The sequence below is a fragment of the Bacillus sp. DX4.1 genome, assembly GCF_030348195.1.
GTDB lineage: Bacteria > Bacillota > Bacilli > Bacillales > Bacillaceae_G > Bacillus_A.
Genome location: NZ_JAUCFT010000008.1, coordinates 3,744,235 through 3,770,493, shown reverse-complemented (window position 1 = coordinate 3,770,493; position 26,259 = coordinate 3,744,235). Strand labels below are relative to the sequence as shown.

General features: G+C 37.2%; 36 protein-coding genes. 24 read left to right on the top strand and 12 right to left on the bottom strand.

Features of this window, described 5'->3' with window-relative positions:
* Positions 1 to 17 precede the first annotated feature (17 nt).
* From gcvPA to QUF99_RS22185, 4 genes are all read left to right on the top strand, one after another.
* Positions 18 to 1,361 (top strand): aminomethyl-transferring glycine dehydrogenase subunit 1, encoded by a 1,344-nt coding sequence (gcvPA, locus tag QUF99_RS22200; protein WP_289372950.1) that lies wholly within the window; start codon positions 18 to 20, stop codon positions 1,359 to 1,361.
* A complete protein-coding gene (gene gcvPB, locus QUF99_RS22195; protein ID WP_286121911.1) occupies positions 1,358 to 2,833 on the top strand; it encodes an aminomethyl-transferring glycine dehydrogenase subunit 2 in 1,476 nt (491 codons plus the stop codon). The genes gcvPA and gcvPB overlap by 4 nt, the downstream gene beginning before the upstream one ends.
* A gap of 389 nt (positions 2,834 to 3,222) precedes the next feature.
* Positions 3,223 to 3,447, top strand: a complete 225-nt coding sequence (locus QUF99_RS22190) for a DUF3929 family protein (RefSeq protein ID WP_289372948.1) — start codon at positions 3,223 to 3,225, stop codon at positions 3,445 to 3,447.
* Between the two features lie 70 nt (positions 3,448 to 3,517).
* Positions 3,518 to 3,709, top strand: coding sequence for a hypothetical protein (locus QUF99_RS22185; RefSeq protein WP_289372947.1), 192 nt, complete (start codon positions 3,518 to 3,520; stop codon positions 3,707 to 3,709).
* A gap of 761 nt (positions 3,710 to 4,470) precedes the next feature.
* Here QUF99_RS22185 and QUF99_RS22180 read toward each other — a convergent pair.
* From QUF99_RS22180 to QUF99_RS22160, 5 genes are all read right to left on the bottom strand, one after another.
* Positions 4,471 to 4,728: a DUF3975 family protein gene (locus QUF99_RS22180; protein WP_289372946.1), complete on the bottom strand. Its 258-nt coding sequence runs from the start codon at positions 4,726 to 4,728 to the stop codon at positions 4,471 to 4,473.
* Positions 4,729 to 4,741: 13 nt separating this feature from the next.
* Positions 4,742 to 5,056 carry a DMT family transporter gene (locus QUF99_RS22175; RefSeq protein WP_289372944.1) on the bottom strand — a complete coding sequence of 105 codons (315 nt, stop codon included), beginning with the start codon at positions 5,054 to 5,056 and terminating at the stop codon, positions 4,742 to 4,744.
* A 2-nt stretch (positions 5,057 to 5,058) separates the two neighbouring features.
* Positions 5,059 to 5,391 (bottom strand): DMT family transporter, encoded by a 333-nt coding sequence (locus tag QUF99_RS22170; protein ID WP_289372942.1) that lies wholly within the window; start codon positions 5,389 to 5,391, stop codon positions 5,059 to 5,061.
* A gap of 70 nt (positions 5,392 to 5,461) precedes the next feature.
* The gene (locus QUF99_RS22165) at positions 5,462 to 6,043 is read right to left on the bottom strand and encodes a TetR/AcrR family transcriptional regulator (protein WP_289372939.1); all 582 of its coding nucleotides are present in this window, start codon (positions 6,041 to 6,043) and stop codon (positions 5,462 to 5,464) included.
* A gap of 100 nt (positions 6,044 to 6,143) precedes the next feature.
* Positions 6,144 to 7,121, bottom strand: a complete 978-nt coding sequence (locus tag QUF99_RS22160) for a LacI family DNA-binding transcriptional regulator (RefSeq protein ID WP_289372938.1) — start codon at positions 7,119 to 7,121, stop codon at positions 6,144 to 6,146.
* A gap of 519 nt (positions 7,122 to 7,640) precedes the next feature.
* Here QUF99_RS22160 and QUF99_RS22155 point away from each other — a divergent pair.
* Complete coding sequence (locus QUF99_RS22155; RefSeq protein WP_289374741.1) at positions 7,641 to 8,186, top strand: DNA polymerase III subunit delta; 546 nt, start codon at positions 7,641 to 7,643, stop codon at positions 8,184 to 8,186.
* Positions 8,187 to 8,214: 28 nt separating this feature from the next.
* Here QUF99_RS22155 and QUF99_RS22150 read toward each other — a convergent pair whose 3' ends face one another.
* Complete coding sequence (locus tag QUF99_RS22150) at positions 8,215 to 8,601, bottom strand: rhodanese-like domain-containing protein (protein WP_289372936.1); 387 nt, start codon at positions 8,599 to 8,601, stop codon at positions 8,215 to 8,217.
* Positions 8,602 to 8,771: 170 nt separating this feature from the next.
* Between QUF99_RS22150 and QUF99_RS22145 the strand changes: the two genes are divergently transcribed.
* On the top strand, positions 8,772 to 9,608 hold the full coding sequence (locus tag QUF99_RS22145) for a lipoate--protein ligase family protein (protein WP_286121897.1): 837 nt from the start codon (positions 8,772 to 8,774) through the stop codon (positions 9,606 to 9,608).
* Positions 9,609 to 9,720: 112 nt separating this feature from the next.
* Here the strand turns inward: QUF99_RS22145 and QUF99_RS22140 are convergent, their stop codons facing one another.
* Positions 9,721 to 10,572: a hypothetical protein gene (locus QUF99_RS22140; RefSeq protein WP_289372934.1), complete on the bottom strand. Its 852-nt coding sequence runs from the start codon at positions 10,570 to 10,572 to the stop codon at positions 9,721 to 9,723.
* Between the two features lie 359 nt (positions 10,573 to 10,931).
* On the opposite strand from QUF99_RS22140, the gene mntR reads away from it, so the two are divergent.
* Both mntR and QUF99_RS22130 read left to right on the top strand, forming a co-directional pair.
* Positions 10,932 to 11,360 (top strand): transcriptional regulator MntR, encoded by a 429-nt coding sequence (mntR, locus tag QUF99_RS22135; protein WP_289372932.1) that lies wholly within the window; start codon positions 10,932 to 10,934, stop codon positions 11,358 to 11,360.
* Between the two features lie 101 nt (positions 11,361 to 11,461).
* On the top strand, positions 11,462 to 12,115 hold the full coding sequence (locus QUF99_RS22130) for an HAD family hydrolase (protein ID WP_286121891.1): 654 nt from the start codon (positions 11,462 to 11,464) through the stop codon (positions 12,113 to 12,115).
* A 21-nt stretch (positions 12,116 to 12,136) separates the two neighbouring features.
* Here the strand turns inward: QUF99_RS22130 and QUF99_RS22125 are convergent, their stop codons facing one another.
* Both QUF99_RS22125 and QUF99_RS22120 read right to left on the bottom strand, forming a co-directional pair.
* Positions 12,137 to 12,538 carry an SA1362 family protein gene (locus QUF99_RS22125; protein ID WP_289372931.1) on the bottom strand — a complete coding sequence of 134 codons (402 nt, stop codon included), beginning with the start codon at positions 12,536 to 12,538 and terminating at the stop codon, positions 12,137 to 12,139.
* A gap of 80 nt (positions 12,539 to 12,618) precedes the next feature.
* A complete protein-coding gene (locus tag QUF99_RS22120; protein WP_289372929.1) occupies positions 12,619 to 13,542 on the bottom strand; it encodes a DUF1385 domain-containing protein in 924 nt (307 codons plus the stop codon).
* 243 nt (positions 13,543 to 13,785) lie between these two features.
* Here QUF99_RS22120 and QUF99_RS22115 point away from each other — a divergent pair, with 243 nt between their 5' ends.
* From QUF99_RS22115 to efp, 4 genes are read left to right on the top strand one after another with little or no spacing between them, the layout of a single operon-like run.
* Complete coding sequence (locus QUF99_RS22115) at positions 13,786 to 14,271, top strand: YqhR family membrane protein (RefSeq protein ID WP_289372927.1); 486 nt, start codon at positions 13,786 to 13,788, stop codon at positions 14,269 to 14,271.
* Positions 14,272 to 14,324: 53 nt separating this feature from the next.
* A complete protein-coding gene (gene aroQ / locus QUF99_RS22110; protein WP_289372925.1) occupies positions 14,325 to 14,765 on the top strand; it encodes a type II 3-dehydroquinate dehydratase in 441 nt (146 codons plus the stop codon).
* A 3-nt stretch (positions 14,766 to 14,768) separates the two neighbouring features.
* Positions 14,769 to 15,830 carry a Xaa-Pro dipeptidase gene (pepQ, locus tag QUF99_RS22105; RefSeq protein ID WP_289372923.1) on the top strand — a complete coding sequence of 354 codons (1,062 nt, stop codon included), beginning with the start codon at positions 14,769 to 14,771 and terminating at the stop codon, positions 15,828 to 15,830.
* Positions 15,831 to 15,850: 20 nt separating this feature from the next.
* Positions 15,851 to 16,408 (top strand): elongation factor P, encoded by a 558-nt coding sequence (efp, locus tag QUF99_RS22100; RefSeq protein ID WP_289372921.1) that lies wholly within the window; start codon positions 15,851 to 15,853, stop codon positions 16,406 to 16,408.
* 36 nt (positions 16,409 to 16,444) lie between these two features.
* Here the strand turns inward: efp and QUF99_RS22095 are convergent, their stop codons facing one another.
* Positions 16,445 to 16,765: a hypothetical protein gene (locus tag QUF99_RS22095; RefSeq protein ID WP_289372920.1), complete on the bottom strand. Its 321-nt coding sequence runs from the start codon at positions 16,763 to 16,765 to the stop codon at positions 16,445 to 16,447.
* Between the two features lie 2 nt (positions 16,766 to 16,767).
* Complete coding sequence (locus QUF99_RS22090; RefSeq protein WP_289372919.1) at positions 16,768 to 17,334, bottom strand: GNAT family N-acetyltransferase; 567 nt, start codon at positions 17,332 to 17,334, stop codon at positions 16,768 to 16,770.
* A 208-nt stretch (positions 17,335 to 17,542) separates the two neighbouring features.
* On the opposite strand from QUF99_RS22090, the gene QUF99_RS22085 reads away from it, so the two are divergent.
* The 9 genes from QUF99_RS22085 to QUF99_RS22045 are packed head-to-tail and all read left to right on the top strand — an operon-like array spanning position 17,543 to position 23,043.
* Entirely contained in the window at positions 17,543 to 17,824 is a 282-nt protein-coding gene (locus tag QUF99_RS22085) for a YqhV family protein (protein ID WP_289372917.1), read from the top strand.
* 27 nt (positions 17,825 to 17,851) lie between these two features.
* Positions 17,852 to 18,775 carry a stage III sporulation protein AA gene (spoIIIAA, locus tag QUF99_RS22080; RefSeq protein ID WP_289372915.1) on the top strand — a complete coding sequence of 308 codons (924 nt, stop codon included), beginning with the start codon at positions 17,852 to 17,854 and terminating at the stop codon, positions 18,773 to 18,775.
* Positions 18,772 to 19,287, top strand: coding sequence for a stage III sporulation protein SpoIIIAB (gene spoIIIAB, locus QUF99_RS22075; protein ID WP_286121880.1), 516 nt, complete (start codon positions 18,772 to 18,774; stop codon positions 19,285 to 19,287). Before spoIIIAA ends, spoIIIAB begins: the two co-directional genes overlap by 4 nt.
* Positions 19,288 to 19,301: 14 nt before the next feature.
* Positions 19,302 to 19,505, top strand: coding sequence for a stage III sporulation protein AC (gene spoIIIAC / locus QUF99_RS22070; protein ID WP_000020914.1), 204 nt, complete (start codon positions 19,302 to 19,304; stop codon positions 19,503 to 19,505).
* An 8-nt stretch (positions 19,506 to 19,513) separates the two neighbouring features.
* The gene (gene spoIIIAD, locus QUF99_RS22065; RefSeq protein ID WP_289374739.1) at positions 19,514 to 19,912 is read left to right on the top strand and encodes a stage III sporulation protein AD; all 399 of its coding nucleotides are present in this window, start codon (positions 19,514 to 19,516) and stop codon (positions 19,910 to 19,912) included.
* A 10-nt stretch (positions 19,913 to 19,922) separates the two neighbouring features.
* A complete protein-coding gene (gene spoIIIAE, locus QUF99_RS22060; RefSeq protein WP_289372914.1) occupies positions 19,923 to 21,095 on the top strand; it encodes a stage III sporulation protein AE in 1,173 nt (390 codons plus the stop codon).
* A gap of 12 nt (positions 21,096 to 21,107) precedes the next feature.
* A complete protein-coding gene (gene spoIIIAF / locus QUF99_RS22055) occupies positions 21,108 to 21,746 on the top strand; it encodes a stage III sporulation protein AF (protein ID WP_289372912.1) in 639 nt (212 codons plus the stop codon).
* Positions 21,730 to 22,404 (top strand): stage III sporulation protein AG, encoded by a 675-nt coding sequence (gene spoIIIAG, locus QUF99_RS22050; RefSeq protein WP_289372909.1) that lies wholly within the window; start codon positions 21,730 to 21,732, stop codon positions 22,402 to 22,404. The genes spoIIIAF and spoIIIAG overlap by 17 nt, the downstream gene beginning before the upstream one ends.
* Positions 22,405 to 22,416: 12 nt before the next feature.
* Complete coding sequence (locus tag QUF99_RS22045) at positions 22,417 to 23,043, top strand: SpoIIIAH-like family protein (RefSeq protein ID WP_289372907.1); 627 nt, start codon at positions 22,417 to 22,419, stop codon at positions 23,041 to 23,043.
* A 33-nt stretch (positions 23,044 to 23,076) separates the two neighbouring features.
* Here QUF99_RS22045 and QUF99_RS22040 read toward each other — a convergent pair whose 3' ends face one another.
* On the bottom strand, positions 23,077 to 23,274 hold the full coding sequence (locus QUF99_RS22040; RefSeq protein WP_289372906.1) for a DNA recombination protein RecO: 198 nt from the start codon (positions 23,272 to 23,274) through the stop codon (positions 23,077 to 23,079).
* 479 nt (positions 23,275 to 23,753) lie between these two features.
* Here QUF99_RS22040 and accB point away from each other — a divergent pair, with 479 nt between their 5' ends.
* The 3 genes from accB to QUF99_RS22025 are packed head-to-tail and all read left to right on the top strand — an operon-like array spanning position 23,754 to position 26,028.
* On the top strand, positions 23,754 to 24,242 hold the full coding sequence (accB, locus tag QUF99_RS22035; RefSeq protein ID WP_289372904.1) for an acetyl-CoA carboxylase biotin carboxyl carrier protein: 489 nt from the start codon (positions 23,754 to 23,756) through the stop codon (positions 24,240 to 24,242).
* A 16-nt stretch (positions 24,243 to 24,258) separates the two neighbouring features.
* Positions 24,259 to 25,611 (top strand): acetyl-CoA carboxylase biotin carboxylase subunit, encoded by a 1,353-nt coding sequence (accC, locus tag QUF99_RS22030; protein ID WP_289372902.1) that lies wholly within the window; start codon positions 24,259 to 24,261, stop codon positions 25,609 to 25,611.
* A gap of 24 nt (positions 25,612 to 25,635) precedes the next feature.
* Positions 25,636 to 26,028, top strand: coding sequence for an Asp23/Gls24 family envelope stress response protein (locus QUF99_RS22025; protein ID WP_289372899.1), 393 nt, complete (start codon positions 25,636 to 25,638; stop codon positions 26,026 to 26,028).
* Positions 26,029 to 26,259: the final 231 nt, after the last annotated feature.

Sequence of the window (26,259 nt, the reverse complement as noted above, 5' to 3'; positions counted from 1 at the left end):
GGAGAGGGGTAGATTTCATGTTGCATCGTTATCTTCCAATGACAGAAGAAGACAAAAGAGAAATGTTACAAACGGTTGGTGTTCAATCGATTGATGAACTATTTTCTGATATTCCAGAAAGTGTTCGTTTTAAAGGGGAATTAAAAATTAAACAAGCAAAATCAGAACCAGAGCTTTTAAAGGAACTGTCTGAGCTTGCTCGCAAAAATGCGAATTTAAAAGACTATGCTTCCTTCTTAGGAGCAGGTGTATACGATCATTATGCACCAGTAATTGTTGATCATGTTCTTTCCCGTTCAGAATTTTATACAGCTTATACACCATACCAACCGGAAATTTCACAAGGGGAATTACAAGCAATCTTTGAATTCCAAACTATGATTTGTGAATTAACGGGAATGGATGTAGCAAACTCCTCTATGTATGACGGAGGTACAGCGTTAGCAGAAGCGGCGATGCTAGCGGCAGGACATACACGTAAAAAGAAAATTCTTGTTTCTAAAGCAGTTCATCCAGAATCAAGAGCAGTTCTTGAAACATATGCAAAAGGTCAGCATCTTGAAGTTGTTGAAATTGACTATAAAGATGGTGTAACAGACTTAAATGTATTACAAAGCGAAGTAGATGATACGGTAGCTTGCGTAATCGTTCAATATCCGAACTTCTTTGGACAAGTGGAGAAATTAGCTGATATTGAGAAAATTGTTCATCAGCAGAAATCATTATTTATCGTTTCTTCTAACCCATTATCACTAGGTGCATTAACATCACCAGGAAAATTTGGCGCTGATATTGTTATCGGTGATGCACAACCATTTGGTATCCCAACACAATTTGGTGGACCACACTGCGGTTATTTCGCAACAACAAAAGCATTTATGCGTAAAATTCCAGGGCGTCTTGTAGGACAAACTGTGGATTCAGATGGAAAACGTGGCTTCGTATTAACACTACAAGCTCGTGAGCAACATATTCGTCGTGATAAAGCGACATCTAATATTTGTTCAAACCAAGCATTAAATGCATTAGCAGCTTCTGTTGCAATGACGGCTCTTGGTAGACAAGGTGTGAAGGAAATGGCACGTCAAAACATTTCTAAAGCACAATACGCAAAACGTCAATTTGAAGCAAAAGGTTTCACAGTGACATTTGCTGGCCCATTCTTCAATGAATTTGTTGTAGAGTGTAAACGTCCAGTACGAGAAATAAATGATGCATTAGTACAAAAGAATATTATCGGTGGTTACGACCTTGGTCGTGATTATGCAGAACTAGCAAATCATATGCTTCTAGCTGTAACAGAACTTCGCACAAAAGAAGAAATTGACACACTTGTAAACGAAATGGGGGCTATCCAATGAAGAACCAAGATCAATCACTTATTTTTGAAATGAGTAGAGAAGGCCGAGTAGGATATAGCTTACCCAAATTAGATGTAGAAGAAGTAAAATTAGAAGATGTGTTTGGCAGCGATTATATTCGTACAGAAGATGCAGAGCTTCCAGAAGTATCTGAACTGGATATTATGCGTCATTACACAGCACTTTCAAACCGTAACCACGGCGTTGACTCTGGATTTTATCCATTAGGATCTTGTACGATGAAATACAATCCAAAAATCAATGAAAATGTAGCTCGATTCCCTGGTTTTGCGCATATTCATCCACTTCAAGATGAAAAGACTGTGCAAGGTGCCCTGGAATTAATGTATGACTTGCAAGAACATTTAATCGAAATTACAGGAATGGACACGGTAACACTTCAACCAGCAGCTGGTGCACATGGTGAATGGACAGGCTTAATGTTAATTCGTGCATATCATGAAGCAAACGGTGATCATAACCGTACAAAAGTTATCGTTCCTGACTCTGCACATGGAACGAACCCAGCATCTGCAACAGTAGCTGGTTTTGAAACGATTACAGTAAAATCAAATGAACATGGCCTTGTTGACTTAGAAGATTTAAAACGTGTTGTGAATGAAGAAACAGCAGCACTTATGTTAACAAATCCAAACACACTTGGTTTATTCGAAGAAAACATTTTAGAGATGGCAGAAATTGTCCATAATGCAGGCGGTAAATTGTATTATGATGGTGCAAACTTAAATGCAGTACTAAGTCAAGCACGCCCAGGAGATATGGGATTTGACGTTGTGCATTTAAATCTTCATAAAACATTTACGGGTCCACATGGTGGCGGTGGCCCAGGTTCGGGTCCAGTAGGTGTAAAAGCTGATTTAATTCCATTTTTACCAAAACCAATTTTAGAGAAAACAGAAAGTGGTTACCACTTTAACTACGATCGTCCACAAGCAATTGGACGTGTAAAACCGTTCTATGGTAACTTTGGCATTAATGTTCGTGCATATACGTATATTCGCTCTATGGGCCCAGACGGCCTTCGTGCGGTAACAGAATATGCAGTATTAAACGCAAACTATATGATGAGAAGATTAGCGCCATTCTATGATCTTCCATTTGATAGACATTGTAAGCATGAGTTTGTCTTATCAGGCCGCCGTCAAAAGAAACTCGGCGTACGTACGCTTGATATTGCGAAACGTCTGCTTGATTTCGGCTACCATCCACCAACAATTTACTTCCCATTAAATGTGGAAGAATGTATTATGATTGAGCCGACAGAAACAGAATCAAAAGAAACGTTAGATGGCTTTATCGATAAGATGATTCAAATTGCGAAAGAAGTAGAAGAAAATCCAGAAATTGTACAAGAAGCACCCCATACAACAGTGATTAAGCGTCTTGATGAAACAATGGCTGCTCGTAAACCAATTTTACGCTACCAAAAGCCAGCTCCTGTACAAGTTTGAGCAAATATAAAGTGAAACTTTGATCAGTAGGGGGCTTCATCTCTACTGATCATTAGCCCTCACCTAATTTCTTTTCTTCCTACAGAATTTTGAGGTGGAGGTTACTGCCCTCAAATAGCGGGGTAAAAGGATAACGAAAGGAACTCGCCGTGTGCGGGTTCTTTTTTTGTGGAGAAATGTAGCAGAAATTATGAAAATAATGTTAAAAATTCTTATATTTTATGTAATTTTGAAGAAGAAAGGGACTTTCGCAACATTTTTGTTGAAAAAGTCAGTTTGATAAAATTGTGTATTTTTGTTAGAATTTTATTGAAATTAAGAGGGTGTAATGAGGGGAAATAACTCATTTTTACGTATATGTGAAAAAACAAACAAGGCGGGGTGGGAGAATGAGCTATAAACGTTACAGGATGGTGTATCATTTAGAAAATGGAAAAACCATTAAAGATATAAAAGAATTTTATTATCGGGATCATGGAAAAATGTTAGAACGTGTGGCACATCGTGTGATGGATAATAGGCAAGTAACGGCGATTGATCAAAAAGGAACCATTATTCCGATAGCTTGTGATGACATTATAACGGTGGAACTGGATTACATAAAAGAAAGTTAGTCTTGAGTCATATCGAATTATTCGATAGAATATACAGTTGAATGGTGAAGTGAAAAGAGAGGAGTTTATTATGGGTAGTACAAGACATTTTTATATGTTCGTTTTAGCTTTTGTACTCGTTGTGGCATTAACGATATATTTAATCGTTGATAGCAGCTGGTACAATACAGTGCATCCAGCATTTCTTATTTTCATGTATGTAGGAATTGCTGTTGTAAGTTTTGGGATGAGAGATGAAATGTTAAATCGCTTTGAGAAGTGATACATATACAGAAGACCAACAGGAAATTGTTGGTCTTTTTTTCTTGTCAAAAATAGGATGCTGTGTATATACAGTGGAGGGAAACATAAATATTATGATTTCAAACTCTTTACCTGATCCTATTTATCAAAAAATAAACAAGAAAACTCCATCTTCAAAACGTTTAGAGCATAGCCAAAAGTTTCAAGGGAGATGAATTTCTATCTAGTCCGACATGTATGGTTTGTGTAAAATGTTTCAACATATCGGCAATCTAAAAGAAGTACGTGTTTCTCCTGCTTATGGGAAGTTTAAAGTGGAAATTTTGTTACAGAACAATCCAAGCAAGCATCTGAACAAGTAGACACTAATCGATATATGAGTATTGATTTAGGGGTCGATAACATTGCGACCATCACAACCAATATAGGGGCGACTCCTGTGTTAGTAAAGAGCAACGTTATCAAATGCATCAATCTTCCTATTCGGAACTGTTTTCGTAAAGACAGGCAGTGTAATTAGAAAAAAAGAAAATCGTACGTTATAAAAGGTGTCTCATTACGAGGCGCTTTTTCATTGTAATGTATTTTGCGTGAGCACCTTATACACAGAAACTGTACTTGGAATATCTTTAGATGTATGTAAGGCCAAGCTGAAAAACACAACGAAGATGATAAGTAAGAAAAATAACAATAGCATATGTTTATGTATGGAATTTTGCATATAATCAGCTCCTTTTTATGTAGTATGTCTAAAAAAGAAGATGATATGAAAAAAGACAGCTACTTCTTTTCAGAAGAACTGTCTTTTGAGAAAGCTTTGTTCCATAGCTTGGCGATACTCCAAATGATAATAATTGCAATGGAAGCGAAGATTGACCCAGCAACGGACGCGAATGCCAGCGTTATGTTTGGAAGAAGCGAAAGAACAGAAATTACTTTGTGAAAAAGCCACTCAATTATATGAAAGCTAATTTGTAATAGAAGGACTAGTGCAATCATAATTCCTGTTACAATCTGTTTTCTTTTTTCTTTCCACATGATATTCATTCTGTTAGGCTAGTAGCTTTAAGCCAACCGCACCGCATAAAATGCAGCTTAAGAAAGCAAGACGACGCCAATCAGCGGATTCGCGGAAAATAAGGATACCAAGCAGTGCGCTTCCGGCAGTTCCAATTCCTGTCCAAATCGCGTAAGCTGTTCCCATTGGCAATGTATCCATTGCGAGTGATAAGAAGAAGAAGCTCACGCCGAAGTTTGCAATTAAAATAAGCTTTGGTGTCCATCCCTTTTTTTCATTAGCTACCTTCATAAAGAGAACACCAATAACCTCACAAATACCAGCAATAATTAAAAATACCCATGCCATTTTTATGCGACCTCCTTCTCTTCTTGTTCACCCGTTACGCGTTTTAAACCAATAACACCAACGAAAATTAAAGCGATAAATAAGACTTTTACAATTGAAAATGGTTCTCCAAAAACAAAAATTTCTGTTAGAACGATGCCACCAGCTCCGAGCCCTGTGAAAACCGCATATACGGTTCCAACAGGGAGTTTTTTATAAGCTTTAAATAAAAGGACAAAGCTAATGGCGATTGCGAGGGCAACACCAAACCATTCTAGTGGTGTTGTCGCATGCTTAAGTCCAATGACCCAAAAAATTTCAATGATTCCAGCTAAAATAACATAAATCCATTCCATCATTCATTCTCCTTCCTACCAGTCGTTAGGTAAAGGGCTGAAAAATGACGCACTGCCTAGTAGCAATCCGTCATTTTGCAAGGCCCCGCCAAAATACCTTCCAAGAAGCGTTTAAACGGGTCTCAAAGCGATTTAAACCTGCGTATAATAGTTCTACCATAAGACCGTCAAGTAAGCACAAATACGCTTCTAGCGCCTCTTCTACATTCGTGTTATACAGTTCGTTTCGCTCGTTTGCTCGTTTGAATACAGGAAGTAAAAGTTTCCCGACATTTGCAATATGAGCATTTGCTTTTATCACGATTTGCTCGCGAAACGCATCAGGTGGAAAGTAAGAAGTGCGCAGCCAAAACATTGCTTCTTCACTTTCATTAAAGCGGCGTGCATAACCTTTTAAAAGGTTCACGAGTAACGCCTCCGTGGACGCTTCTGAAAATTGTTGTATATCTTGCTTGAAGCATTGTAAATCCTTTTGCAGGGCTACTTCTAAGCAGATAAAATACAACGCTTCTTTCCCTTTAAAGTGTGCGTAAATCGATGGTTTTTTAATCCCAACATCCTGTGCAATGTTTGCCAACGAAGTACCTTCATAGCCGTAGCGTGCGAAATGCGAAAGTGCTACAGCCTTAATGCGGTTTGCTGTCATTTTCATCCCCTACCTACCGTTCGTTAGTTTCAGTATAAAAGATAGAAAAAATAAAGTCAACACGAATCATTCTTTGTACAAGGAGTATCCATGAATAAGATACTCCTCATACGGTATGTCGTTCAATTAACTGGAAAGGAAGTTCTTCTGAATCTCCTGTAATTTGTTCTCTTTGTATTTGTTTGTGAAACAAGGAAAAAGCACGAGCTCCCATTGTTAAACCAGGATGTTCGATAGTCGAAATTTCTAATGCTTCCGAAATTTCATGATTATCAAAACCGAGAATAGCTAAATCCTCTGGTACACGTAGTCCTTGTTTTTTTGCTTCTGTCAATAAACCTGCAGCAACTTGATCATTTGCTGCAAAAATTGCCGTTGGACGCTCTTTCATTTTTAAAATGCGTTGAATCACTTGTGCTCCGTCATGTATATTGTAGCATTGGTAAAACATCCAGTTCGGTTGTGCTCTTTTTCCTGCCTCATGAAGTGTATCAAAAAAGGCTTGTTCTCGCTGCTTTGTATTGACGCTGTTTTCACGTGCTAAGCAAATGCCAATACGCTCATGGCCTTTTTGGAGTAAGTATTCTGTACCAATGTGGAATCCTTCATAGTGATCAACATAAACGGATGAGATGAGAGGATGTTGCATCTTTTCACATGAAATAATAGGAGCAAATTTTGCGTACGGTTCAATAGCATCCCAAGAACTTGTACGCGAACAAATAATCATGCCATCAAATTGTTTCATCTTCATCATTTCAAGAACACGAATTTCTTCAATGCTATCGTAATTCGTTTGACAAAGGTTAATGTGGTAGCCAGCAGCTAATGCTTCATTACCAATACCTTCAATGATTGTGCTGAAGTAGGGTAAGTTTACGAATGGAAGCATGACACCAATTGTAAATGTCTTACCTTTAATTAGATGAATCGCATTGATATTTTTCGCATAATGTAATTCTTCAACAGCATCTAATACACGCTTTCGTTTTTCATCGCTAACATAAGGATGATCATTTAAGACGCGTGAAACAGTCGTTATAGAAACCCCTGCTGTTTTTGCAATGTGCTTCATGTTTGCCATATAATTCACCTCTTATTGTATTATAAAAGGAAATCCGCAAAAAGGGTGGGGAAAAATTTCTTGACCTGAAAAGCTTTTCATAATTTATGTTGTAAACAAAGCTTTCCGTTATTTGCGTAACCTTGTTTATGGGGCGTGAGAATAGTGGGAAGTATTTTTTGTCTACATAAATCCATTTTGATTTTTCGACATATAAGCCGCGGCTATGGATAACAAAAGGTGACCTGCACTCGTTTTCTCTCTTTGCTTTCACTATGTCTGGGGCAGGAAAAGGATCTGACCGCTTCTATGCATGGCCGGATGCTCTCTTCCACCTAAAAAGAAGGGTTTTATGTCGGCTTTTTAATTTGTATTTATATAGTTATTCTTTATGTCAAAATGTACGAGATAAACGAGGGAAATTTTCAAAGGGAGAACGGACAGAGAAAGCGAATATGAACATAACATACAAACGCTTTGTTCGTTAGAGGAGCGATAAGAAAGGGCGGAAACAAATTGAAAAAAAGACTCATTTGTTTCGTGTTTTCTAGTATTATGCTTAGCTCATGTTCTTTTCAACAGACGATGACAGAAGAGAAAAAGTTTGTGGAAAATAAGGATGCAGCTGCAGATCGTGTATCTGATCCTGTTTTGTTAAAAGATGCGAATAAATATTTTCCAACCCCATTTAAAGTCCCTAATTTTTTACCATATGAAATCACACATGATGTGAATGCAACAGTGAGAACGATAGGGAAGAAGAACGCTGTTTTAACAATTAAATATAAGCAACAGGAAAAAGGTAGAAAAGATTATGTAGAATTAACAGTTGCAAACTTTTCGTATAGTTTTCCTTATATTGTGGAACAAAATCGATTTCATGAGCAAATGAAATTAGAAAATGGTTCAGCAGCCTATTTTAAAAACCGGGATGAAATAGAGAATGGAGAAGAGTTCGCAACGCTTATATGGAAGGATAAAGGATTAGAATATCAACTTTTGTACCGTAACATAGAGCCACAAGATGGAGAAATAGTAAAACAAAATTTAGTGTATATTGCAAATAACATGGAAGAAAAGAACTAGCTGACGAATCAAGCTAGTTCCTTTTTTATTAATTTTTCTTTTTAATTTTGCCTGTCCAAGATTTAAAGCCACCTTGCAGCTGGTAGAAATCTTTGTAACCTTGTTTTTTTAGAAATTGTGCTGCACGACCTGTACGGAAACCGCTTTGACAATATAAATAAACAGGTTGATCTTGACGAAGTTCTTTGTAACGAAGGCGTATTTGTGATAATGGAATGTTACGAGCTCCTAAAATATGACCAGCGTTGAATTCATCTGCTTCACGAATATCGATAAGCTGTGCTTTACGGTAGCCAGAGCGGAATTCTTCTTCTGAAAGTGTTTTAATTAATTTTTTCTGATAGAAAAACATCCATGCAGAGTAGCCGATGAATGCTAAGATTACGGCTAGTATAATAATAATATTTGTTGACACGATTCTATCGCTCCCTTTTTTCTTATCCTACTTTCAATATTATAATGCCCATATGTATTTATGCAACAAGTTCATGCGGTGATAAGAAGAAATTTCGTATTCTTTCACAAAGTTTGTCGAATTTGATAGACTATAAATTGTGAAAAATAATTGGTTATATGAGGTGTACGATGGGAAAAGAAAAATGGTGTTATATTAACTCTGGTCAATGTTCACCGGCATTTAATATGGCGTTAGATGAATGTTTGTTAAATTGGCAAAGTGAAAAGAAAATGCCACCGACAATTCGTTTTTATGAATGGGAAGTGCCAACATTAACAGTTGGCTATTTCCAACGTGTTGAAAAAGATATAAATATGGATGAAGTAAATAAAAAAGAATATGGATTTGTACGTCGTCAAACAGGCGGTAGAGGTGTGTTGCATGATAAAGAATTAACGTACAGTGTTATCGTATCAGAAGATCATCCAGACATGCCAAAAACGGTTACGGAAGCGTACCGTGTTATTTCACAAGGTTTACTGGAAGGCTTTAAAGCGTTAGGACTTGAGGCATACTATGCTGTTCCAAAAACAGAAGCTGATCGTGAAAAGTTGAAAAATCCACGTTCAGGTGTGTGTTTTGATGCGCCATCTTGGTATGAGATTGTTGTAGAAGGACGGAAAATTGCTGGAAGTGCGCAAACACGTCAAAAAGGTGTTATTTTGCAGCACGGTTCAATCCCGCTCGAAATTGATTTGGACGAGCTATATGATTTATTTTTATTCCCAAATGAACGGGTAAAAGAGCGTATGAAGAGTATGTTTTCTTCGAAGGCTGTTGCAATCAATGAATTAACAGATCGTACATTTACGATTGAGCAGTTGATTGAAGCTTTCCAAGTTGGATTTGAAAAAGGGCTAGATGTAGAGCTTGTGCCATATGAGCTAACAGAAGAGCAACTGCAAGAAGTACAAACATTAGCAAAAGAAAAGTATGAAAGTGATGAATGGAATTATAAAAAATAAGGAGATGGCATATAGCCATCTCTTTTTTTATTCCGCTTTAACGGGAAGTTTGATTGGTGAAAATTAACCCTCAGTACGGGGGAAGAAAAACCCCACTGGGAGAAGTTTTATTTTATAGTAAATTCATTACTTTTTCTACTTTGATTCCTTTTTCCTGTAAAGAACGTAGGCGACTCACAACGTCCATAATTTCTTTATCGAAAGTAACGCTAATACCTTGGTTTTGTAATTCTTCTTTTAAGCTTTCGATGGAATCATCTATATCGATACCAAGTTCATAATCTTGGCATACTTCTATCGTCTTTTTTACAAGTTTTACATAGTTTTCTTGTAATTTTGGATTTGCTTCAGTTGAAGCTGTTGGTTGTGCTTTAGTTGGTGCAATTGTTTCTTTTTTTACGACTGGCGCAGGTGATTCTTTTTTGATAGGCGCTGGAGTAGGCGTTTTTACAACGGGTTCTGCACGGACTGGCTTTGGTGTAGGAACCGGAGTAACCGGGCTAGATGTTACAACAGGTTTTTCTACACGTGTAACAGGTTTAGAAACCGGTGTGACCACTTTAGGAGCCTCCACAATTGCTTCTTTTTTAGGAGCAGTTTCTACTGCTTCAGGTGCTACATTCTGTTCTTGTTCGGCAGCTTCTTTATTTTCTTTACTCCACATTACGCGTTCAATTTGTAGTGAAACATTATTTTTATTCATTGCTGTTAGAGTAACTTTACCAACTTCAGCGTTGCCGGTGAAATCAACAATTTTATAAATAACGCTTTTATTCCAATCTACGTTTCCGCTCAAAAATAATTCTTCGTTACATTTTGGCGTTAAGCCCTCGATTTTAATTTCTGCGTTTACACCGTTTTCACTATATACCATAATTAGCGAAGCATTTACATCTTCATCTGCTAACATCAGTTCACGTACCATTTTGCCGGTGCGTACTTGCGTTTTCTTCTTAAGTGACATCTAATTTCCCCTCTCAAAAATTCAATAATAATAATAAAAATCGTATAACGAAAAATAATTGCTCACGAAGAAATATGATACCGAGAATAAAAGCATCAAGTCAACAATTTACTTTAATTATTTTATATTTTTCTTGTTTCTTTATGAATTTTTTTAATTTGTAAAATTAGACAGAAGAAAAAAAGCCTGTGGAAAAGTTTGAATAGCGTTGTTAATCATTCTGCATGTACTACGCAGCTTCTTTTTATATTTCATGTTTTGGGACTTGTTTCCACTCTTGTCATGATATCTTTTCTGGTGTATCATTTTATTGATTGCTTAGTGCGGAAAATATAAAATGAATTGGATGGAGGAAACCGATGCCTACCCCTAGTATGGAAGATTATATTGAACAAATTTATTTGTTAATTGATGAAAAGGGATATGCCCGCGTCTCTGATATTGCTGAAGCGCTTAGTGTACATCCATCCTCTGTAACGAAAATGGTACAAAAATTAGATAAAGATGAGTATCTCATCTATGAAAAATATAGAGGACTTGCATTAACAGCAAAAGGGAAAAAGATTGGGAAGCGTCTTGTATATCGTCATGAATTACTAGAACAATTTATGCGTATTATTGGCGTGGATGAGAGTAAAATTTATAATGATGTAGAAGGAATTGAGCATCATTTAAGTTGGGAAGCGATCGATCGCATTGGTGATCTAGTACAATATTTCGAGCAAGATGAGCTTCGAATCGAAAAGCTTCGTGGTGTTCAAAAGGCAAATGAAGAACAGGGAAAGTGAAGGGAACAAGAGATGTTTCCTTTTTTGTTTGTAAAAGGAAATTGCTTTTTGGCGTTGAATGTATAGTAGTGTGAAATATACTCGTAAAAGGCGGAATAATAATGAAGGCAATTATCTTTGATTTTGATGGATTAATCGTAGATACAGAAACCATTTGGTTCCAAGCTTTTCAAGAGGTTGTCCGCGAATATGGTGGGGATCTGCCACTTGAAGAGTTTGCAAAATGTATTGGAACAACAGATGAGGTGCTTTATACATATATCGAACAACAATTGAAAGAGAATTTTCATAAAGAAGTGCTAGAAGAAAAAGTTTCTATTATGCATCGAGAAAAAATGAAAATGCCAGTAGCACGCGATGGTGTGAAAGAATATTTGGAAGAAGCGAAAAGTTTAAATTTGAAAATTGGTTTAGCTTCTAGTTCTTCGAGAGAATGGGTTGTCGGGTTTTTGCAAGACTTAGGCATCCGAGAGTATTTTGAAGTGATTAAGACAAAAGAAGATGTTGAGAAGGTAAAACCGGATCCGGCGTTATATAAAGCGGCTATCCTAGAATTAGGCATAGAGTCTTCGGAAGCTGTCGTGTTTGAGGATTCTGTAAATGGAGCAAAGGCGGCGATTGCAGCAGGCTTAAAATGTGTCATTGTTCCAAATGATGTGACGAAAGCATTGGTGTTTGAAAATCATCATCTTCGTTTAGAAAGTATGAAAGAAAAAAGTTTAAAAGAAGTACTTCAACATATTATGGCGTTATAAGCTAAAAAAAGACCGCATTTCCTAAAAGGAAGCGCGGTCTTTCTTTTTATTTTTCTTACCTTCAATTACTGTTAAATGAGATTGTTTTCGCTTCCGCTTTAGCAAGGGTTGATTTCCTTTTTTACCTTTGTCATCAGGAGCGTTTCGTTTTAATAAAGAATTGCTTAGAGGTGCTACATTTTGCTTTCCATATTTTTGCTTGGACTGTTTCGCAGCACGCTTATAGGAATTTTGTGAATTGGCTGAACCGCTGGAGTTTGTAAACATTTTATATAATAAGTAAAAGACACCAACAACAACTAGCATTGTGACAATGTTTCTTACCACTCCATATGGATCTGTAATTGCCGACATGACAAGACCAAATATTGCTAACCCAATAATAACTAAAAATAAAGCGAACATAAACGAACGACTGTTCATAAGGAACACCTCCTAAAAAACATATATTAAAATTAGTTTATTAGCGGCAAGGCAAGGAGTTGAATAACATTTAGAAAAAATTATTGTTGTTTGTTTTCTAAACGCAATAATTCTTCAAATGATGCAATTGCAACTTCAACTTGATCATCTGCTGGTTCTTTCGTTGTTAATAATTGTAGCCATAATCCTGGGTATCCTAATACGCGCAGGACTGGAATATCTCGTAAACGGTTCGTAAACTGCAATACTTCAAACGAAATCCCAAGAACAACTGGAATGAGTAAAATACGGTTTACAACACGGACCCAAAGTGGATCAGTTGGAACGAGAAAGTAGACAAACATTCCAATAATGACTGTAAATACAATAAAGCTGCTACCGCATCGATAATGCAGGCGGGTTTGTTTTTGCACATTTTCTACTGTTAGCGGAAGATTATTTTCGTAAGCATTGATGACTTTATGTTCCGCACCGTGATATTGAAATACACGCTTAATAAGCGGAGTTAGTGACACAATGTAAATATAACTAAGCAATAAGAGAAGCTTAATGATACTTTCGACAATAATTTGCCCAGTGTGCGATGGAAAAATGGGTCTTGTTAATTCTGCCAAAAGGGCGGGTGCAGCCGTAAAAATGATTTTGCCGAAGAGGAATGATAGGACTCCGACTGCCGCTACTCCTAGTATCATCGTTAATTTTGACTGTTCTTCTTTTTTCTGTGCAAGCTGTTCATCTTCTTCAGGATGGACATCAAATCGTTCAGAAGCAAAGTTTAAATGCTTTGCTCCATTGGCACTTGCATCAATAATGGCAGCGATGCCGCGTAGAAAGGGAACCTTTCTTAACATAGATGATATTTTATTACGAGCGCGTGGTAATCGATAAAATTCAATTGATTTATCTTTACGGCGAATCGCCGTAACAGTATATTCTCTACCGCCAAACATAACTCCTTCTATGACCGCTTGCCCGCCGTATATTTGTTTTGTCTCCTCTGCCATGTTAACACCAACCTGTATTTGTTTCTCTCTTATGTAGAAAAGAGGCAATTGTCACACTTGGTTCTGTCATTGTGAGATTTGACAATCACCGAGTTTCCTTTATTTTATCGACAAATACAAGCTGCTGACAAGGAAAATTGTTACGGAAGGCAGACATTTCTTATTCTTTTTATAGACAAATTTCGCAGTATTTAAACATGCTTCAAAATAGTTTCGGACATACTAGTAAGCGGAGGTGTCGATGTGACGCAAGAACAGTCAATAACAAAGAAGATTGTGCAAATTGGATTATTTGGTGGATTATTTTGGGGAGGCGTGTGGTATTTCCTTCATATTTTTTCATTTACCGAAGCTGGGCCGAACTATTTACTCTTACCTTTTGCTTTTGGAACTTGGAAAGAGGGAGTTTGGGGAAATGTACTTGCTATTGTTTTTATGGGGATTCTCTCCATTATTGTGGCATTTCTCTATAAAGCTACTTTTAAAAAATTTGAAGGCGTACTGCCAGGGATACTATACGGTTTCTTTTGGTGGGCCATTTTATTTTTAGGGATTGGTTCCATCGCCCCTGTCATTAAAAGTGCACTTCAATTACCGAAAGGAACAATTGTGACCACAATATGTATCTTTATTTTATATGGCGTATTTATCTCTTACTCCGTTGCATTTGAGGCGAACAATATGAATCAAGGGGAAGGGACTGAGAAGACAAACTATTCAAATAAGTAATAGGTATGTTAGAATGTTGTATAGACATTCTTTATATTAAGGGGTTAAGGTATATGAAAAAGTTGCTCCTCGTTAACGGTCCTAACTTAAATCGTCTCGGTGTTCGAGAAGTGAATGTATATGGAAAAGGAACGTTAGCATCGCTAGAAACAGAGATGAAGCAAGAAGCAGAAAAATTGGGAGTGGAGTTAGAATGTTTTCAATCGAATCATGAAGGTGCTCTTATAGACATCATTCACGAGGCCGATGATATATATGAAGGAATCATTCTAAACCCAGGAGCATTTACGCATTATAGTTACGCGATTCGAGATGCGATTGCGAGCGTTTCGATTCCGGTCATTGAAGTGCACATTTCTAACATTCATCAGCGCGAATCGTTTCGTCACGAATCGGTGACAGCACCGGTTGCCGTGGGGCAAATTGTTGGATTTGGTTTCTATGGCTATAAGTTAGCGTTATTTGCATTAATGGAAAAACTCAGGGAGGCATAACCAATGGAGAAAATTACAAAATTAAGAAGTGCATTTGGGGAAGCTAGTATTGACGGTATTTTATTAACGAACGAGTATAGCCGCAGATACATGACGAATTTTACAGGAACAGCCGGCGTTGTATTAATTTCAAGTGAACGCGCGCTATTTATTACAGATTTTCGTTATGTAGAACAAGCACAAAAACAAGTGGTTGGCTATGAAATTGTACAACATACAGGCCCAATCCTTGAGGAAGTTGCAAAACGCGTGAAGGAGTTAGGAATTCAAAAGCTTGGTTTTGAGCAAGATACTCTTACATATAGCTCTTATACAGCACATAAAGACGAAGTTGAAGCGGAATTTATTCCAACTTCTGGTCTTGTAGAAAAGTTACGCTTGATTAAGACGGATTCAGAGATTAAGATATTAAAGGAAGCTGCACAGATTGCAGATGCTGCCTTTGAACATATTCTATCATTCATTCGCCCAGGAGTATCTGAAATTGAAGTGTCAAATGAACTTGAATTTTTCATGAGAAAACAAGGAGCAACATCTTCTTCGTTTGATATTATCGTTGCTTCGGGACTTCGTTCAGCGTTGCCGCACGGTGTGGCATCTGAAAAATTGATAGAAAAGGGAGATTTTGTTACATTAGACTTCGGTGCTTATTATAAAGGATATTGCTCTGACATTACTCGTACGATTGCAGTCGGCGAACCATCTGATAAATTAAAAGAAATTTACAATGTCGTTTTAGAAGCGCAGCTGCGCGGAGTAAATGGCATTAAAGCTGGTTTAACTGGTCGTGAAGCTGATGCATTAACACGTGACTACATAACGGAAAAAGGATACGGTGAATATTTCGGACATTCTACTGGTCATGGCGTAGGTCTTGAGATTCATGAGGCACCGGGCTTAGCATTCCGCTCTGAAACGGTACTTGAGTCAGGAATGGCTGTGACAGTAGAACCGGGCATTTATATTCCAGGTGTCGGCGGTGTACGTATTGAAGATGATATCATTGTAACAAGCGAAGGTAATGAAGTAATAACGAAATCTCCAAAAGAACTTATTATTTTGTAATACACAGGAGGATTTTTCGCATGATTTCAGTAAATGATTTTCGTACAGGTTTAACAATTGCGGTTGACAACGGCCTTTGGCAGGTTATGGAATTCCAACACGTAAAACCAGGTAAAGGTGCAGCGTTCGTTCGCTCTAAATTACGTAACCTTCGTACAGGTTCTGTTCAAGAAAAAACATTCCGTGCTGGTGAAAAAGTAGAAAAAGCACATATCGAAAACCGTCGTATGCAATACTTATACGCGAGTGGAGACTCTCACGTATTCATGGATAACGGAACTTATGAGCAAATCGAACTTGGGGAAGCTCAAATCGAACGCGAATTAAAATTCTTAAAAGAAAACATGGAAGTATTAATCATGACATACCAAAGCGAAGTGCTTGGCGTTGAACTTCCTAACTCTGTTGAGTTAAAAGTTGTAGAGACAGAGCCTGGTATTAAAGGTGATACAGCTTCTAACGTAACAAAACCAGCTACATTAGAAACTGGTCTTGTTGTACAAGTGCCAATCTTCATTAACGAAGGTGAAATGCTTATCATCAACACTGGTGAAGGTAAATACGTTTCTCGTGCATAGTTGAAAAAAGCACTCGTGATTATCACGAGTGCTTTTTTACATGAAATAGGGAAGATAATAAATAATGCTTGTAATAAGACTGATTAATAAAAGGATAATAGTTCCAGATATGTATGGATTTAATGTAACTTGGAAAGCTCTTATCTCTCCTGTATTTACCCCGGTTAGTCCTTTGTTTAAAGCATGATCCATGTTGGCGTTACGGTTAATATTCAATTTGGTTAACCAAATGACAGCGAAAATTGCTAAACTCCCGAGAAAAAAAGTCTCCATAAATGACCAGCCCACTATTTTTGAAAAAAAGTATATGCCAGTCAATTCTAAACCGATTGTAATAAAAAATTTAACTGCTTTCACATCTAGCCCTCCTTCTTTTCTCTTGTTCTATGTTGGATCCAGCTTAAAAAGTTCTCACGAGATACAACGTGTAACACGCAAGGAGAGTTTGTTTCGGCCTTTAATGCGGCATACTCCTCTGGAAATTGTTTTTCAACATGCAATGAAATATAAGGCAACTTCTCTTGCGCTTTTTGAGAACGAACATTTGTTGTTTTTGCACCAGCAAATACATATGTAAGATGAAGATTTTCAAACGCAATCTTAAAAATTTCTTTTTTAGCAGCCTCGTTGTATCCTTGTCCCCAATATGGATAACCTAGCCAACTGCCGATATGAGATCGTTTTAGTTCATGATTAATATGTTTGAGAGAGGTGATACCAACTACGTCTTGACTTACGTTTAAAATTACTCTTGAAAGGGATTTCTTCTGTTTTTCTTCTTCAATTGCAAAGTGAATGAAACGCTTTGTGTCTTCTATCGTCTCTACTTTTAGTCCTAATGCTTCTTTTACATGGGCATCACTTGATAGCCTGAAAATTGTGTCCGCATAGCATAAATTGAGGGGCACTAATGTTACATGTTTCATCATAATCCTCCTGTCTCTTTATTAAATATAGCATATATTAATTATAATATTCTGATTAAAAAGATAGTTATCGTAAAAAATTATGTTTTTACTTCTGAAATAGACAACCTATGCATATGGTTGTACAAATATATTCTTTTTGGGAATGCGGTTTTTCAGTAAGATGAGAAGTTGTTTCGAAGTAATTGTTAGGAGAGAAGGTGAGAGGATGAAACAGTGGCTAGCGGCAATCGAAACATCTGTACTTGTGATGGGGCTTCTCAGGCTGTTTTCAGGTAGCGTGGAGGTGTTGGCCGCTTTGCTTATGCTTTATGTTAATGATGCAAAAAAAGCATTATTTATAAACGGCATGTTGGCGTTTGTTGGACCGACTGTATTAATCATAACGATGTCAATCGGCATTGCGAGCGTTGCCAGTGAAATTTCCTTTTTAAAGCTCTTTTTTCTGACTCTTGGAATCGGTTGTATTTTTATTGCCGTGTTGAAATAGCAAGTCAAGTATGGTGGGGAGAATCCTATGAAAGAAGTGTTAGAGGTTTTGCCAAAGCATATGAAACAGTTTATTGAAAACTGTAAGCAATATAGCACATTAGAAGAAATTCGTGTTCGTATTGGGAGACCGCTTGAGTGTATAGCGCATGGAGAAGTGTATTTTTATGACTATATCGTTACAGCAGAAGATGCAATTTACTTACTAAATAAGCTCAGTCAGTATTCGATTTATACAATGGAAGAGGAGCTAAAGAGAGGGTATGTTACGCTGCGCGGTGGACACCGGATTGGTTTAGCCGGAAAAGTGATTACGGAAAAAAGTACGGTGAAAATGATTCGTGATGTTTCGTCATTTAATATTCGAATCGCACGACAAAAAATCGGAATTGCTGAACCGCTCTTGCCGTACTTATACCACTCACGTTGGTTTAATACGATGGTAATTGGACCGCCGCAAACAGGAAAAACAACACTCTTACGTGATGTCGCCCGTTGTATGAGTCAAGGAGTTGCTTCTCATAAAATCCCTTCTTGCAAAGTAGGGATTATTGATGAGCGATCTGAAATTGCTGGATGTGTGAAGGGGATTCCACAATACGAGTTTGGACCGCGTGTTGATGTGCTTGATGCATGTCCGAAAGCGGAGGGAATGATGATGATGATTCGTTCCATGAGCCCAGATGTACTAATTGTTGATGAGATTGGACGCAGGGAAGATAGCGAAGCGATTATGGAAGCGGTGCATGCGGGTGTCCAGCTTTTTATAAGTGCACACGGCTTTTCATATGAAGATGTCATAAAGCGGCCGTCTTTAAGAGCGATTATGGAGTTAGGTGTGTTCGATCGCTTTGTGGAATTATCAAAAGCGCGAGGACCCGGAACAGTTGTGCAAGTGAAAGATATACATGGGAAACCTGTTCTAAAGCAAGGAAAGGTGCCGAGCGTATGATGAAAATTTTTGGTGCTGTCTTAATTGTAGCAGTTACCACCTTGTTTGGTTTTTCTTATGCAAAGCGATATAGTGAACGACCACGCCAACTTCGGTTATTAAAAGCAGCGCTACAATCATTAGAAGCTGAAATTATGTATGGGCATACACCTTTATCAGAAGCAGCTGAACGCCTTGTGAGACAAATGCCGAAACCTTTAAATTGGATATTTCGTAGCTTTTCTAAACGTCTAGAGCGCGGTGAGCAAACCGTTAGAGAAGCTTGGATTGAAAGCCTACAAGAAAATTGGAAACTAACCGCATTTAAACAAACAGAGTATGAGATTTTACAGCAATTTGGTGAAACGTTAGGGCAGCATGATCGCGAATCACAGCAAAAGCATATTCGTTTATGCATTACCCATTTAGAAAGAGAAGAGGGCGAAGCAAAAGCGATGCAGCTTCAATATGAAAAGATGATTAAAAGTTTAGGTGTATTAATAGGACTGCTCATCGTAATTTTACTGCTATAGGGGGGAGAAAGACGATGTCTATCGATGTTGGATTGATATTTCAAATCGCCGGAATTGGCATTGTTTTAGCATTCATTCATACGGTACTCAAAGAATTAAAGCGAGAAGATATTGCAAATTGGGTCATTCTTGTCGGTTTCGTTGTTATTTTATTCCATGTTGCATTTTTGATTAATACTTTGTTTGACAAGATTAAAAGCGTCTTTCTCTTTCAGTAAAGGAGGCGATTCGAATCGAAATTTTACAAATTGTCGGATTAGGCCTCGTCGCGACATTTTTAGCGGCTGTGTTAAATCAACATAAATCTAGTATGACCTCATTATTTATTGTATTCGTTGGTAGTGTTATGTTTCTTCTACTAATCGATCAAATTCATTCCATCTTAAAGATGATTGAGAGAGTTGCAAGTGAAGCAAAAGTAAGCAATGTATATGTCGAAACGTTACTAAAAATCATTGGAATTGCCTATATTGCTGAATTCGGAGCGCAAATTACAAAAGATGCCGGACAAGGTGCGATTGCTTCAAAAATTGAACTAGCTGGAAAAATTTTAATTCTTGTCATGGCAATTCCAATTTTAACGGTTGTTATAGAAACAATTCTCGGTTTTTTACCTACGGGATAAGGGGGAGTGAATGTTGCGAAAGCTTGGAACAAAGCTGCTGTTTGCTTGCTTCCTTTTCTTTTCTTTACCAATTGTCGTACAAGCTTCTCCTGTAGAAAAAAATGTTGTAAATCAGCAGTTGGATAAGCTTGGAATCGAAGATGTGAAACAGTATTGGGATGAGATTGTCACAAAGTATGGCGGCTATTTACCGGAGAGTCAAAAGGGAAGTTTTATGGAGTTTGTAAAAGGAGAAAAGGAGTTTTCTATAAAAGAATGGATGCTTGGTTTATTAAAATATTTATTTCATGAGCTCGTTGCAAATGGAAAGCTGCTTGGGACGCTCATTATGCTCACAATTTTTAGTGCGCTTTTACAATCTTTGCAATCTGCTTTTGCAAAGAGCAGCGTTAGTAAAATTGCGGATGCAGTTGTATATATGGTGCTCATTATTTTTGCTTTAAATAGCTTTTATGTTGTGATGACGTATGCACGTGAAACGATTCAGACGATGGTGGATTTTATTTTAGCCTTGCTACCAATCTTGTTGGCTCTTACAGCAACTGGAGGCGGTGTGGTATCTGTATCTTTTTTTCATCCGATTATTATTTTTTTAATGAACACAAGTGGGTTACTCATGAATTATATTGTACTCCCACTTTTATTGCTTGCGACAATATTAAGTATTGTAAGTACAATGAGCGATCAATATAAAGTAACAAAACTGTCCAAGCTTTTGCAAAATATAAGCGTTGGAATTATCGGCATCTTTTTAACGGTTTTTCTCGGTGTTTTATCCGTACAAGGAACTGCAACGGCTGTTGCAGATGGAATTGCCGTGAAAACAGCAAAATTTGTAACCGGTAACTTTATTCCTGTGGTTGGAAGGATGTTTACGGAAGCGGCAGATACGGTTATTAGTGCTTCCGGGTTGTTGAAGAATACGGTTGGAATTATCGGGCTCATTATTTTATGTTTAATTGTTGCTTTTCCTGCAATTCAAATCTTTTGTATTGCGTTTATTTATAAATTTGCTGCAGCGGTACTACAACCAGTTGGCGGGGGCCCTATTATTCAATGTTTAGATATTATTGGGCGAAGTATTATTTACGTATTTGCTTGTTTAGCCATCGTATCCTTTATGTTCTTTCTAAGTATTACCATCATTATTGCGGCAGGGAATATTACGCTCATGATGCGATAGGAGGCGGAGGACATGCAATTTATTACAGAGTGGATTCGAAATATTATCGTGTTTTTACTGCTAGCTACAATACTGCATCTCATTCTTCCTAATTCGAATTTACAGAAGTATGTCAAGTTTGTTGTAAGTTTATTGTTAGTCGTATTGATTTTAACGCCCCTCTTTAAGTTATTACAAACAGATGTGAACGAAGTCATTGCGAACTTTAACCAAGAGAAATATGCAGCAGGTGGAACAACAGAAAATTCAGTTGATGCAAAGAAAAAAGAAATACAAGCCTCACAACGTGCATATAATTTAGAACTGATGGCTGTCCAAATGAAAAAACAAATCGGAAAAGAACTAGAGAAAAAGTATGGCATGGCAGTATCAGATGTAAAAGTAATTGTGTCAGAAAATAAGACAGAAGTAAAATCACCGAAAGATATCCAGTCTGTTATTGTGACGCTACAACCAGCTGAATCTAGTAGACAAGGGGCAATTGAAACGGTAAAACAAATTGAAATTAATACGAAGGAACCGAAGAAAAGGACGGAAGAGACTAACGCAGAAATGAAGCAGTTCTTTTCAAATCAATGGCAGCTAGAAGATAAACAAATTCAAGTTCAAATGGAAGGGGGGACAGGTAGAGTAAATGAACAACAACAATAATAATGATAAGTTCTCATTTCTTCGCAACTTTTTTAAAGGAAACGAAAAAGATAACAAGGATGAAAAAGAGAAAGGGAAAAAGGTGACGCCGAAATTTTTGCTTGTCCTACTCATACTAGGAATGCTGCTTATGTTTTCTAGCAATCTCTTTCAAGCGAAAAAAGAAGAAGTCCCTGTGTTCAAAGAGAAAACAGGACAAGAGTCACCGAAAGATGTACCAACCTTTGGACAAAAGAGTAGTGATAACATGTCTATCGTAGAAAAATATGAAAAAGCATATGAACAAGAACTGAAAACAGCGCTAGAAAATGTTACGGGGGTAAAAGATGTGTCCATTGAAATTAATTTGGATTCATCTGAAGAAAAGATACTTGAAAAAAATATTGTGAAGCGATCACAAACTACTGGTGAAACCGATAAAGCAGGAGGCAAGCGGCAAGTGGAAGATGAATCGCTTGATGAAAAGACAGTAATTATTCGTGAAGGGGATAAAGAAACTCCGATTATACTGCGAACAGAGAAACCGAAAGTACGAGGTGTCCTTGTCGTAGCGAAAGGAGTGGATAATCTACAAGTAAAAGGAATGGTGAAAGAAGCGGTAACGCGTATGCTCGATGTTCCGAGTCATCGCGTAGCAGTATTACCAAAAAAGAGTTAGGGAGGAAATAAAGTGTTAAAAAAACAAACGGTTTGGTTATTAACGATGCTGAGTTTAGTAGTTGTACTGTCTGTCTATTATGTAACAACACCTGAGAAATTGAATCAAGTTACACCAACAGCGAGTGATAAGTTTGGGCAAGAAAAGCAAGGTGTTGAAAAAGAAGTGACAAAAGAAACAACAACGGAAACTACGAATAAAGAAACGGATAAAAAGGAAAATGGTAAAAAAGAAACAAGCAAAAAAGAAACAAGCAAGAAAGAAAGCAATGTAACAGTGCAGTCAAGCGATGATAACTTTACAGCAATGCGTTTGAAAATGGATGATCAACGTAGTGAAGCGAAAGAAAAGCTGCAAGAGGTTATGAACTCAACAAAATCTTCTGCCGAGCAAATTAGTAAGGCGAAAGAAGAGTTTAATGCTTTAAATGATGTAGCGGCAAAAGAAACATTACTCGAAACAGTAATTAAATCACAAGGCGGTTATAAAGATGCGCTTGTAAGAGCGGATGGAAGTGATATTAAAGTAACGGTAAAAGCAGCAAAACATTCACAGAAAGAAGCAAATAAAATTATTCAACTTGTTCGGAGTGAAGAAGGGTTAAAAGATGTAGGCGTTAAATTTGACGTAGCAAAGTAAATGTATATATCAATCAGTGGTGAAATAAAAAGGCTATCGTTTTCGATAGCTTTTTTTAATGTCATATGCTTGTTGTTTTTCTGTTTTTTCAGTAGGAAAAGGAGAAATTCGTTGAGAGTAAAAGATCAAAGGCTCGTGACAATGATGATTACTTTTTCCAGATTTTAACTGAACGAAAAGAACAATAATCCAAACCATAACAGCTGGTATGAAGAGGATAAGCCATAACATATTTCCGCACCTCACTATATATTACTGTACTTTGAACATACTATTCTTATATGAAGGAAATATGAACGGCGTGTAAATAAAAAAATAATAATTGGTAAAAAATATGTAGCCATTGATGGATAGAGGTGAGGGAGAACAACAAGTGTGAACAGTTTGGAGCATAATTTATCATAAAGAAAAAACATGTTTTTTTTGAAGTGGTCTTGCCAATTTTGAGTGAAACTTGGTATTATTACTAGGTGATAATTTTTTGTTGGAATATTATTTTTACAGGAGTTTCGATTTATCGAAAAGAAATATAAAGTTGGAATGTTAAAAATATTTATCGTAAGATGAGAGTAACAAAATTTCTATTAGTGAGTTTTATAGGAATGATTTCTCTAATAGAATCGATCGTACTTTTTACAGATAATGCGTATAGTTATGTTAATAAGGTTCTGTAAAAGTATGATAAACAAGTGCATGGGAGTGGATTTTATATGTTTAAAATTCAAGAAGTTCGTGAATTAATTAAGTTAATTGATAGTTCTAATATTGATGAATTTGAATACAAAAAAGATGGCACTACAATTAAAATGAAAAAACGCGGTCATGAAGTTGTTTCAGTGCAGACAGCTTCAGTAACGAAGCAGCCTATACAAACACAAACGGTAGAATTGGAGACAGCAGTAGCTCCGGCACAGGTGGAAACACCGAAACAGGAGGAAAAACAAGCAGTTCAAGCTGGAAATTTACATAAAATTACGTCCCCAATGGTTGGAACATTCTATGCTTCTTCTTCGCCTGATACATCTGCATATGTAAGTGTTGGTGATCGTGTATCGAAAGAATCTATTGTGTGTATTATCGAAGCAATGAAGTTGTTTAATGAGATTGATGCGGATATTGAAGGAGAAATCGTTGAAATTCTTGTTAACAATGGACAACTTGTTGAGTATGGACAACCGCTATTTCTTGTAAAGGCGTAATAAGGGAGTCTTTGTGATGATAAAAAAAGTATTGATAGCGAACCGTGGGGAAATTGCTGTACGAATTATTCGAGCTTGTAAAGAGATGAATATCGAAACAGTTGCGATTTATTCAGAAGCAGATAAGGAATCGCTTCATGTGCAGATCGCAGATGAAGCATATTGCGTTGGACCAACGATGTCGAAAGAAAGTTATTTAAATTTAACGAATATTATTAGCGTTGCAAAACTAACAGGCTGTGATGCGATTCATCCTGGTTATGGATTTTTAGCAGAAAATGCTGATTTTGCAGAACTATGTCGTGAGTGTAATTTGATTTTTATCGGACCAAGTCCAGAAGCAATTTCAAAAATGGGCACAAAAGACGTTGCTCGTGATACAATGAAAGAAGCAGGGGTTCCAATTGTTCCGGGATCACAAGGGATTATAAAAAACACAGAAGAAGCGATAGAACTTGCAAATAAGATTGCATATCCCGTTATTATTAAAGCGACTGCAGGTGGCGGTGGAAAAGGAATTCGTGTTGCACGCAATGAAGAAGAGCTTGTAAAAGGGATTCAAATTACACAGCAAGAAGCTAGTACCGCTTTTGGAAACCCTGGTGTATACTTAGAAAAGTACGTAGAAGATTTCCGCCATGTTGAGATTCAAGTAATGGCAGATTCACATGGCAATGTCATTCATTTAGGAGAGCGTGATTGTACAATTCAGCGCCGTTTGCAAAAACTATTAGAAGAAAGCCCTTCTCCAGCTCTTGATGCTGGTATTCGTCAGCGAATGGGTGAAGCGGCAGTGAAAGCAGCGGCAGCGGTTGATTATACAGGTGCTGGTACGGTTGAGTTTATTTATGAATATAAAACGAAAAGCTTTTACTTTATGGAAATGAACACACGAATTCAAGTAGAACATCCCGTTACAGAGCTAGTAACTGGAGTAGATTTAATTAAAGAACAAATTCGTGTCGCTTCCGGAGAAGAGCTATCGTTACAGCAAGAAGAAGTACAATTTAACGGTTGGGCAATTGAATGTCGAATTAATGCGGAAAACCCTGCCAAAAACTTTATGCCATCTCCAGGTAAGGTAGAAATGTATTTACCACCAGGAGGATTTGGTATTCGCGTCGATTCAGCTGTTTATCCTGGTTATTCCATTCCACCTTATTATGATTCGATGATTGCGAAATTAATTGTTCACGGGAAAACACGTGAAGAAGCAATTGCAAAAATGAAGCGAGCACTTAGTGAATTTGTCATAGAAGGCGTACATACGACAATCCCGTTCCATTTGCAATTGCTAGATCATCCTGATTTTATAAAAGGGGAATTTAATACGAAATTTTTGGAAGAGCATGAACTTGTGACGCAGTGATACATTTAAAGGAGGTTTTTTTTCATGGCTGAACATATGTTAGATATGGGTCAAGATACAACTCTTGGAAAAGTAGAAATTGCACCGGAAGTAATTGAAGTAATTGCAGGCATCGCTGCTGTTGAAGTAGATGGTGTAGCGGCAATGCGTGGCAACTTTGCTACAGATGTTGTTGAGAAGTTAGGAAAGAAAAATCATGGTAAAGGCGTGAAGGTTGAATTAGTAAACGACGACATTATCGTTGATGTTTATGTTCTCATGTATTTCGGTGTAGCCATTCCAGTTGTTGCACAAAAAATTCAAGATAACATTCGCCAAGCGCTCTTTACAATGACAGGTCTTGAGCCAAAAGAAGTGAACGTTCACATTGTTGGCGTAACATTCGAAACGCAAAAAACAGAAATCGAGCCAATGTAACACTGAAAAGGTGCCTCGTCAAATAGGCACCTTTTTTATCGTTTCATTTTCTTCACAACTAAACCTTCTAATTATTATATTATTTCAAAAAATAAGAATATACACAGAAAGATACTCATTTTTCAAAAAACGTACATTGTGATATGATATGGAACCTGAAGTTAACCTTTTTATTATTTTTCAGCCTTGTAACTCGTGTATCAAACGATAAATTGTGGTATTATCATTGTA

Excerpts from the sequence above, each read along its gene's own strand:
- QUF99_RS22170 (WP_289372942.1), bottom strand. The coding sequence starts at position 5,391 with ATGGAATGGATTTATGTTATTTTAGCTGGAATCATTGAAATTTTTTGG.
- QUF99_RS22140 (WP_289372934.1), bottom strand. The coding sequence starts at position 10,572 with ATGTCACTTAAGAAGAAAACGCAAGTACGCACCGGCAAAATGGTACGT.
- QUF99_RS22130 (WP_286121891.1), top strand. The coding sequence starts at position 11,462 with ATGAAGGCAATTATCTTTGATTTTGATGGATTAATCGTAGATACAGAA.
- accB (WP_289372904.1), top strand. The coding sequence starts at position 23,754 with ATGTTTAAAATTCAAGAAGTTCGTGAATTAATTAAGTTAATTGATAGT.
- mntR (WP_289372932.1), top strand. The coding sequence starts at position 10,932 with ATGCCTACCCCTAGTATGGAAGATTATATTGAACAAATTTATTTGTTA.
- QUF99_RS22145 (WP_286121897.1), top strand. The coding sequence starts at position 8,772 with ATGGGAAAAGAAAAATGGTGTTATATTAACTCTGGTCAATGTTCACCG.
- QUF99_RS22160 (WP_289372938.1), bottom strand. The coding sequence starts at position 7,121 with ATGGCAAACATGAAGCACATTGCAAAAACAGCAGGGGTTTCTATAACG.
- QUF99_RS22175 (WP_289372944.1), bottom strand. The coding sequence starts at position 5,056 with ATGGCATGGGTATTTTTAATTATTGCTGGTATTTGTGAGGTTATTGGT.
- QUF99_RS22025 (WP_289372899.1), top strand. The coding sequence starts at position 25,636 with ATGGCTGAACATATGTTAGATATGGGTCAAGATACAACTCTTGGAAAA.
- QUF99_RS22180 (WP_289372946.1), bottom strand. The coding sequence starts at position 4,728 with ATGTGGAAAGAAAAAAGAAAACAGATTGTAACAGGAATTATGATTGCA.
- spoIIIAE (WP_289372914.1), top strand. The coding sequence starts at position 19,923 with ATGTTGCGAAAGCTTGGAACAAAGCTGCTGTTTGCTTGCTTCCTTTTC.
- efp (WP_289372921.1), top strand. The coding sequence starts at position 15,851 with ATGATTTCAGTAAATGATTTTCGTACAGGTTTAACAATTGCGGTTGAC.
- spoIIIAC (WP_000020914.1), top strand. The coding sequence starts at position 19,302 with ATGTCTATCGATGTTGGATTGATATTTCAAATCGCCGGAATTGGCATT.
- QUF99_RS22165 (WP_289372939.1), bottom strand. The coding sequence starts at position 6,043 with ATGAAAATGACAGCAAACCGCATTAAGGCTGTAGCACTTTCGCATTTC.
- aroQ (WP_289372925.1), top strand. The coding sequence starts at position 14,325 with ATGAAAAAGTTGCTCCTCGTTAACGGTCCTAACTTAAATCGTCTCGGT.
- QUF99_RS22185 (WP_289372947.1), top strand. The coding sequence starts at position 3,518 with ATGGGTAGTACAAGACATTTTTATATGTTCGTTTTAGCTTTTGTACTC.
- gcvPB (WP_286121911.1), top strand. The coding sequence starts at position 1,358 with ATGAAGAACCAAGATCAATCACTTATTTTTGAAATGAGTAGAGAAGGC.
- spoIIIAB (WP_286121880.1), top strand. The coding sequence starts at position 18,772 with ATGATGAAAATTTTTGGTGCTGTCTTAATTGTAGCAGTTACCACCTTG.
- gcvPA (WP_289372950.1), top strand. The coding sequence starts at position 18 with ATGTTGCATCGTTATCTTCCAATGACAGAAGAAGACAAAAGAGAAATG.
- pepQ (WP_289372923.1), top strand. The coding sequence starts at position 14,769 with ATGGAGAAAATTACAAAATTAAGAAGTGCATTTGGGGAAGCTAGTATT.
- QUF99_RS22125 (WP_289372931.1), bottom strand. The coding sequence starts at position 12,538 with ATGAACAGTCGTTCGTTTATGTTCGCTTTATTTTTAGTTATTATTGGG.
- QUF99_RS22120 (WP_289372929.1), bottom strand. The coding sequence starts at position 13,542 with ATGGCAGAGGAGACAAAACAAATATACGGCGGGCAAGCGGTCATAGAA.
- QUF99_RS22040 (WP_289372906.1), bottom strand. The coding sequence starts at position 23,274 with ATGTTATGGCTTATCCTCTTCATACCAGCTGTTATGGTTTGGATTATT.
- QUF99_RS22085 (WP_289372917.1), top strand. The coding sequence starts at position 17,543 with ATGAAACAGTGGCTAGCGGCAATCGAAACATCTGTACTTGTGATGGGG.
- spoIIIAF (WP_289372912.1), top strand. The coding sequence starts at position 21,108 with ATGCAATTTATTACAGAGTGGATTCGAAATATTATCGTGTTTTTACTG.
- QUF99_RS22090 (WP_289372919.1), bottom strand. The coding sequence starts at position 17,334 with ATGAAACATGTAACATTAGTGCCCCTCAATTTATGCTATGCGGACACA.
- spoIIIAA (WP_289372915.1), top strand. The coding sequence starts at position 17,852 with ATGAAAGAAGTGTTAGAGGTTTTGCCAAAGCATATGAAACAGTTTATT.
- QUF99_RS22190 (WP_289372948.1), top strand. The coding sequence starts at position 3,223 with ATGAGCTATAAACGTTACAGGATGGTGTATCATTTAGAAAATGGAAAA.
- spoIIIAG (WP_289372909.1), top strand. The coding sequence starts at position 21,730 with ATGAACAACAACAATAATAATGATAAGTTCTCATTTCTTCGCAACTTT.
- accC (WP_289372902.1), top strand. The coding sequence starts at position 24,259 with ATGATAAAAAAAGTATTGATAGCGAACCGTGGGGAAATTGCTGTACGA.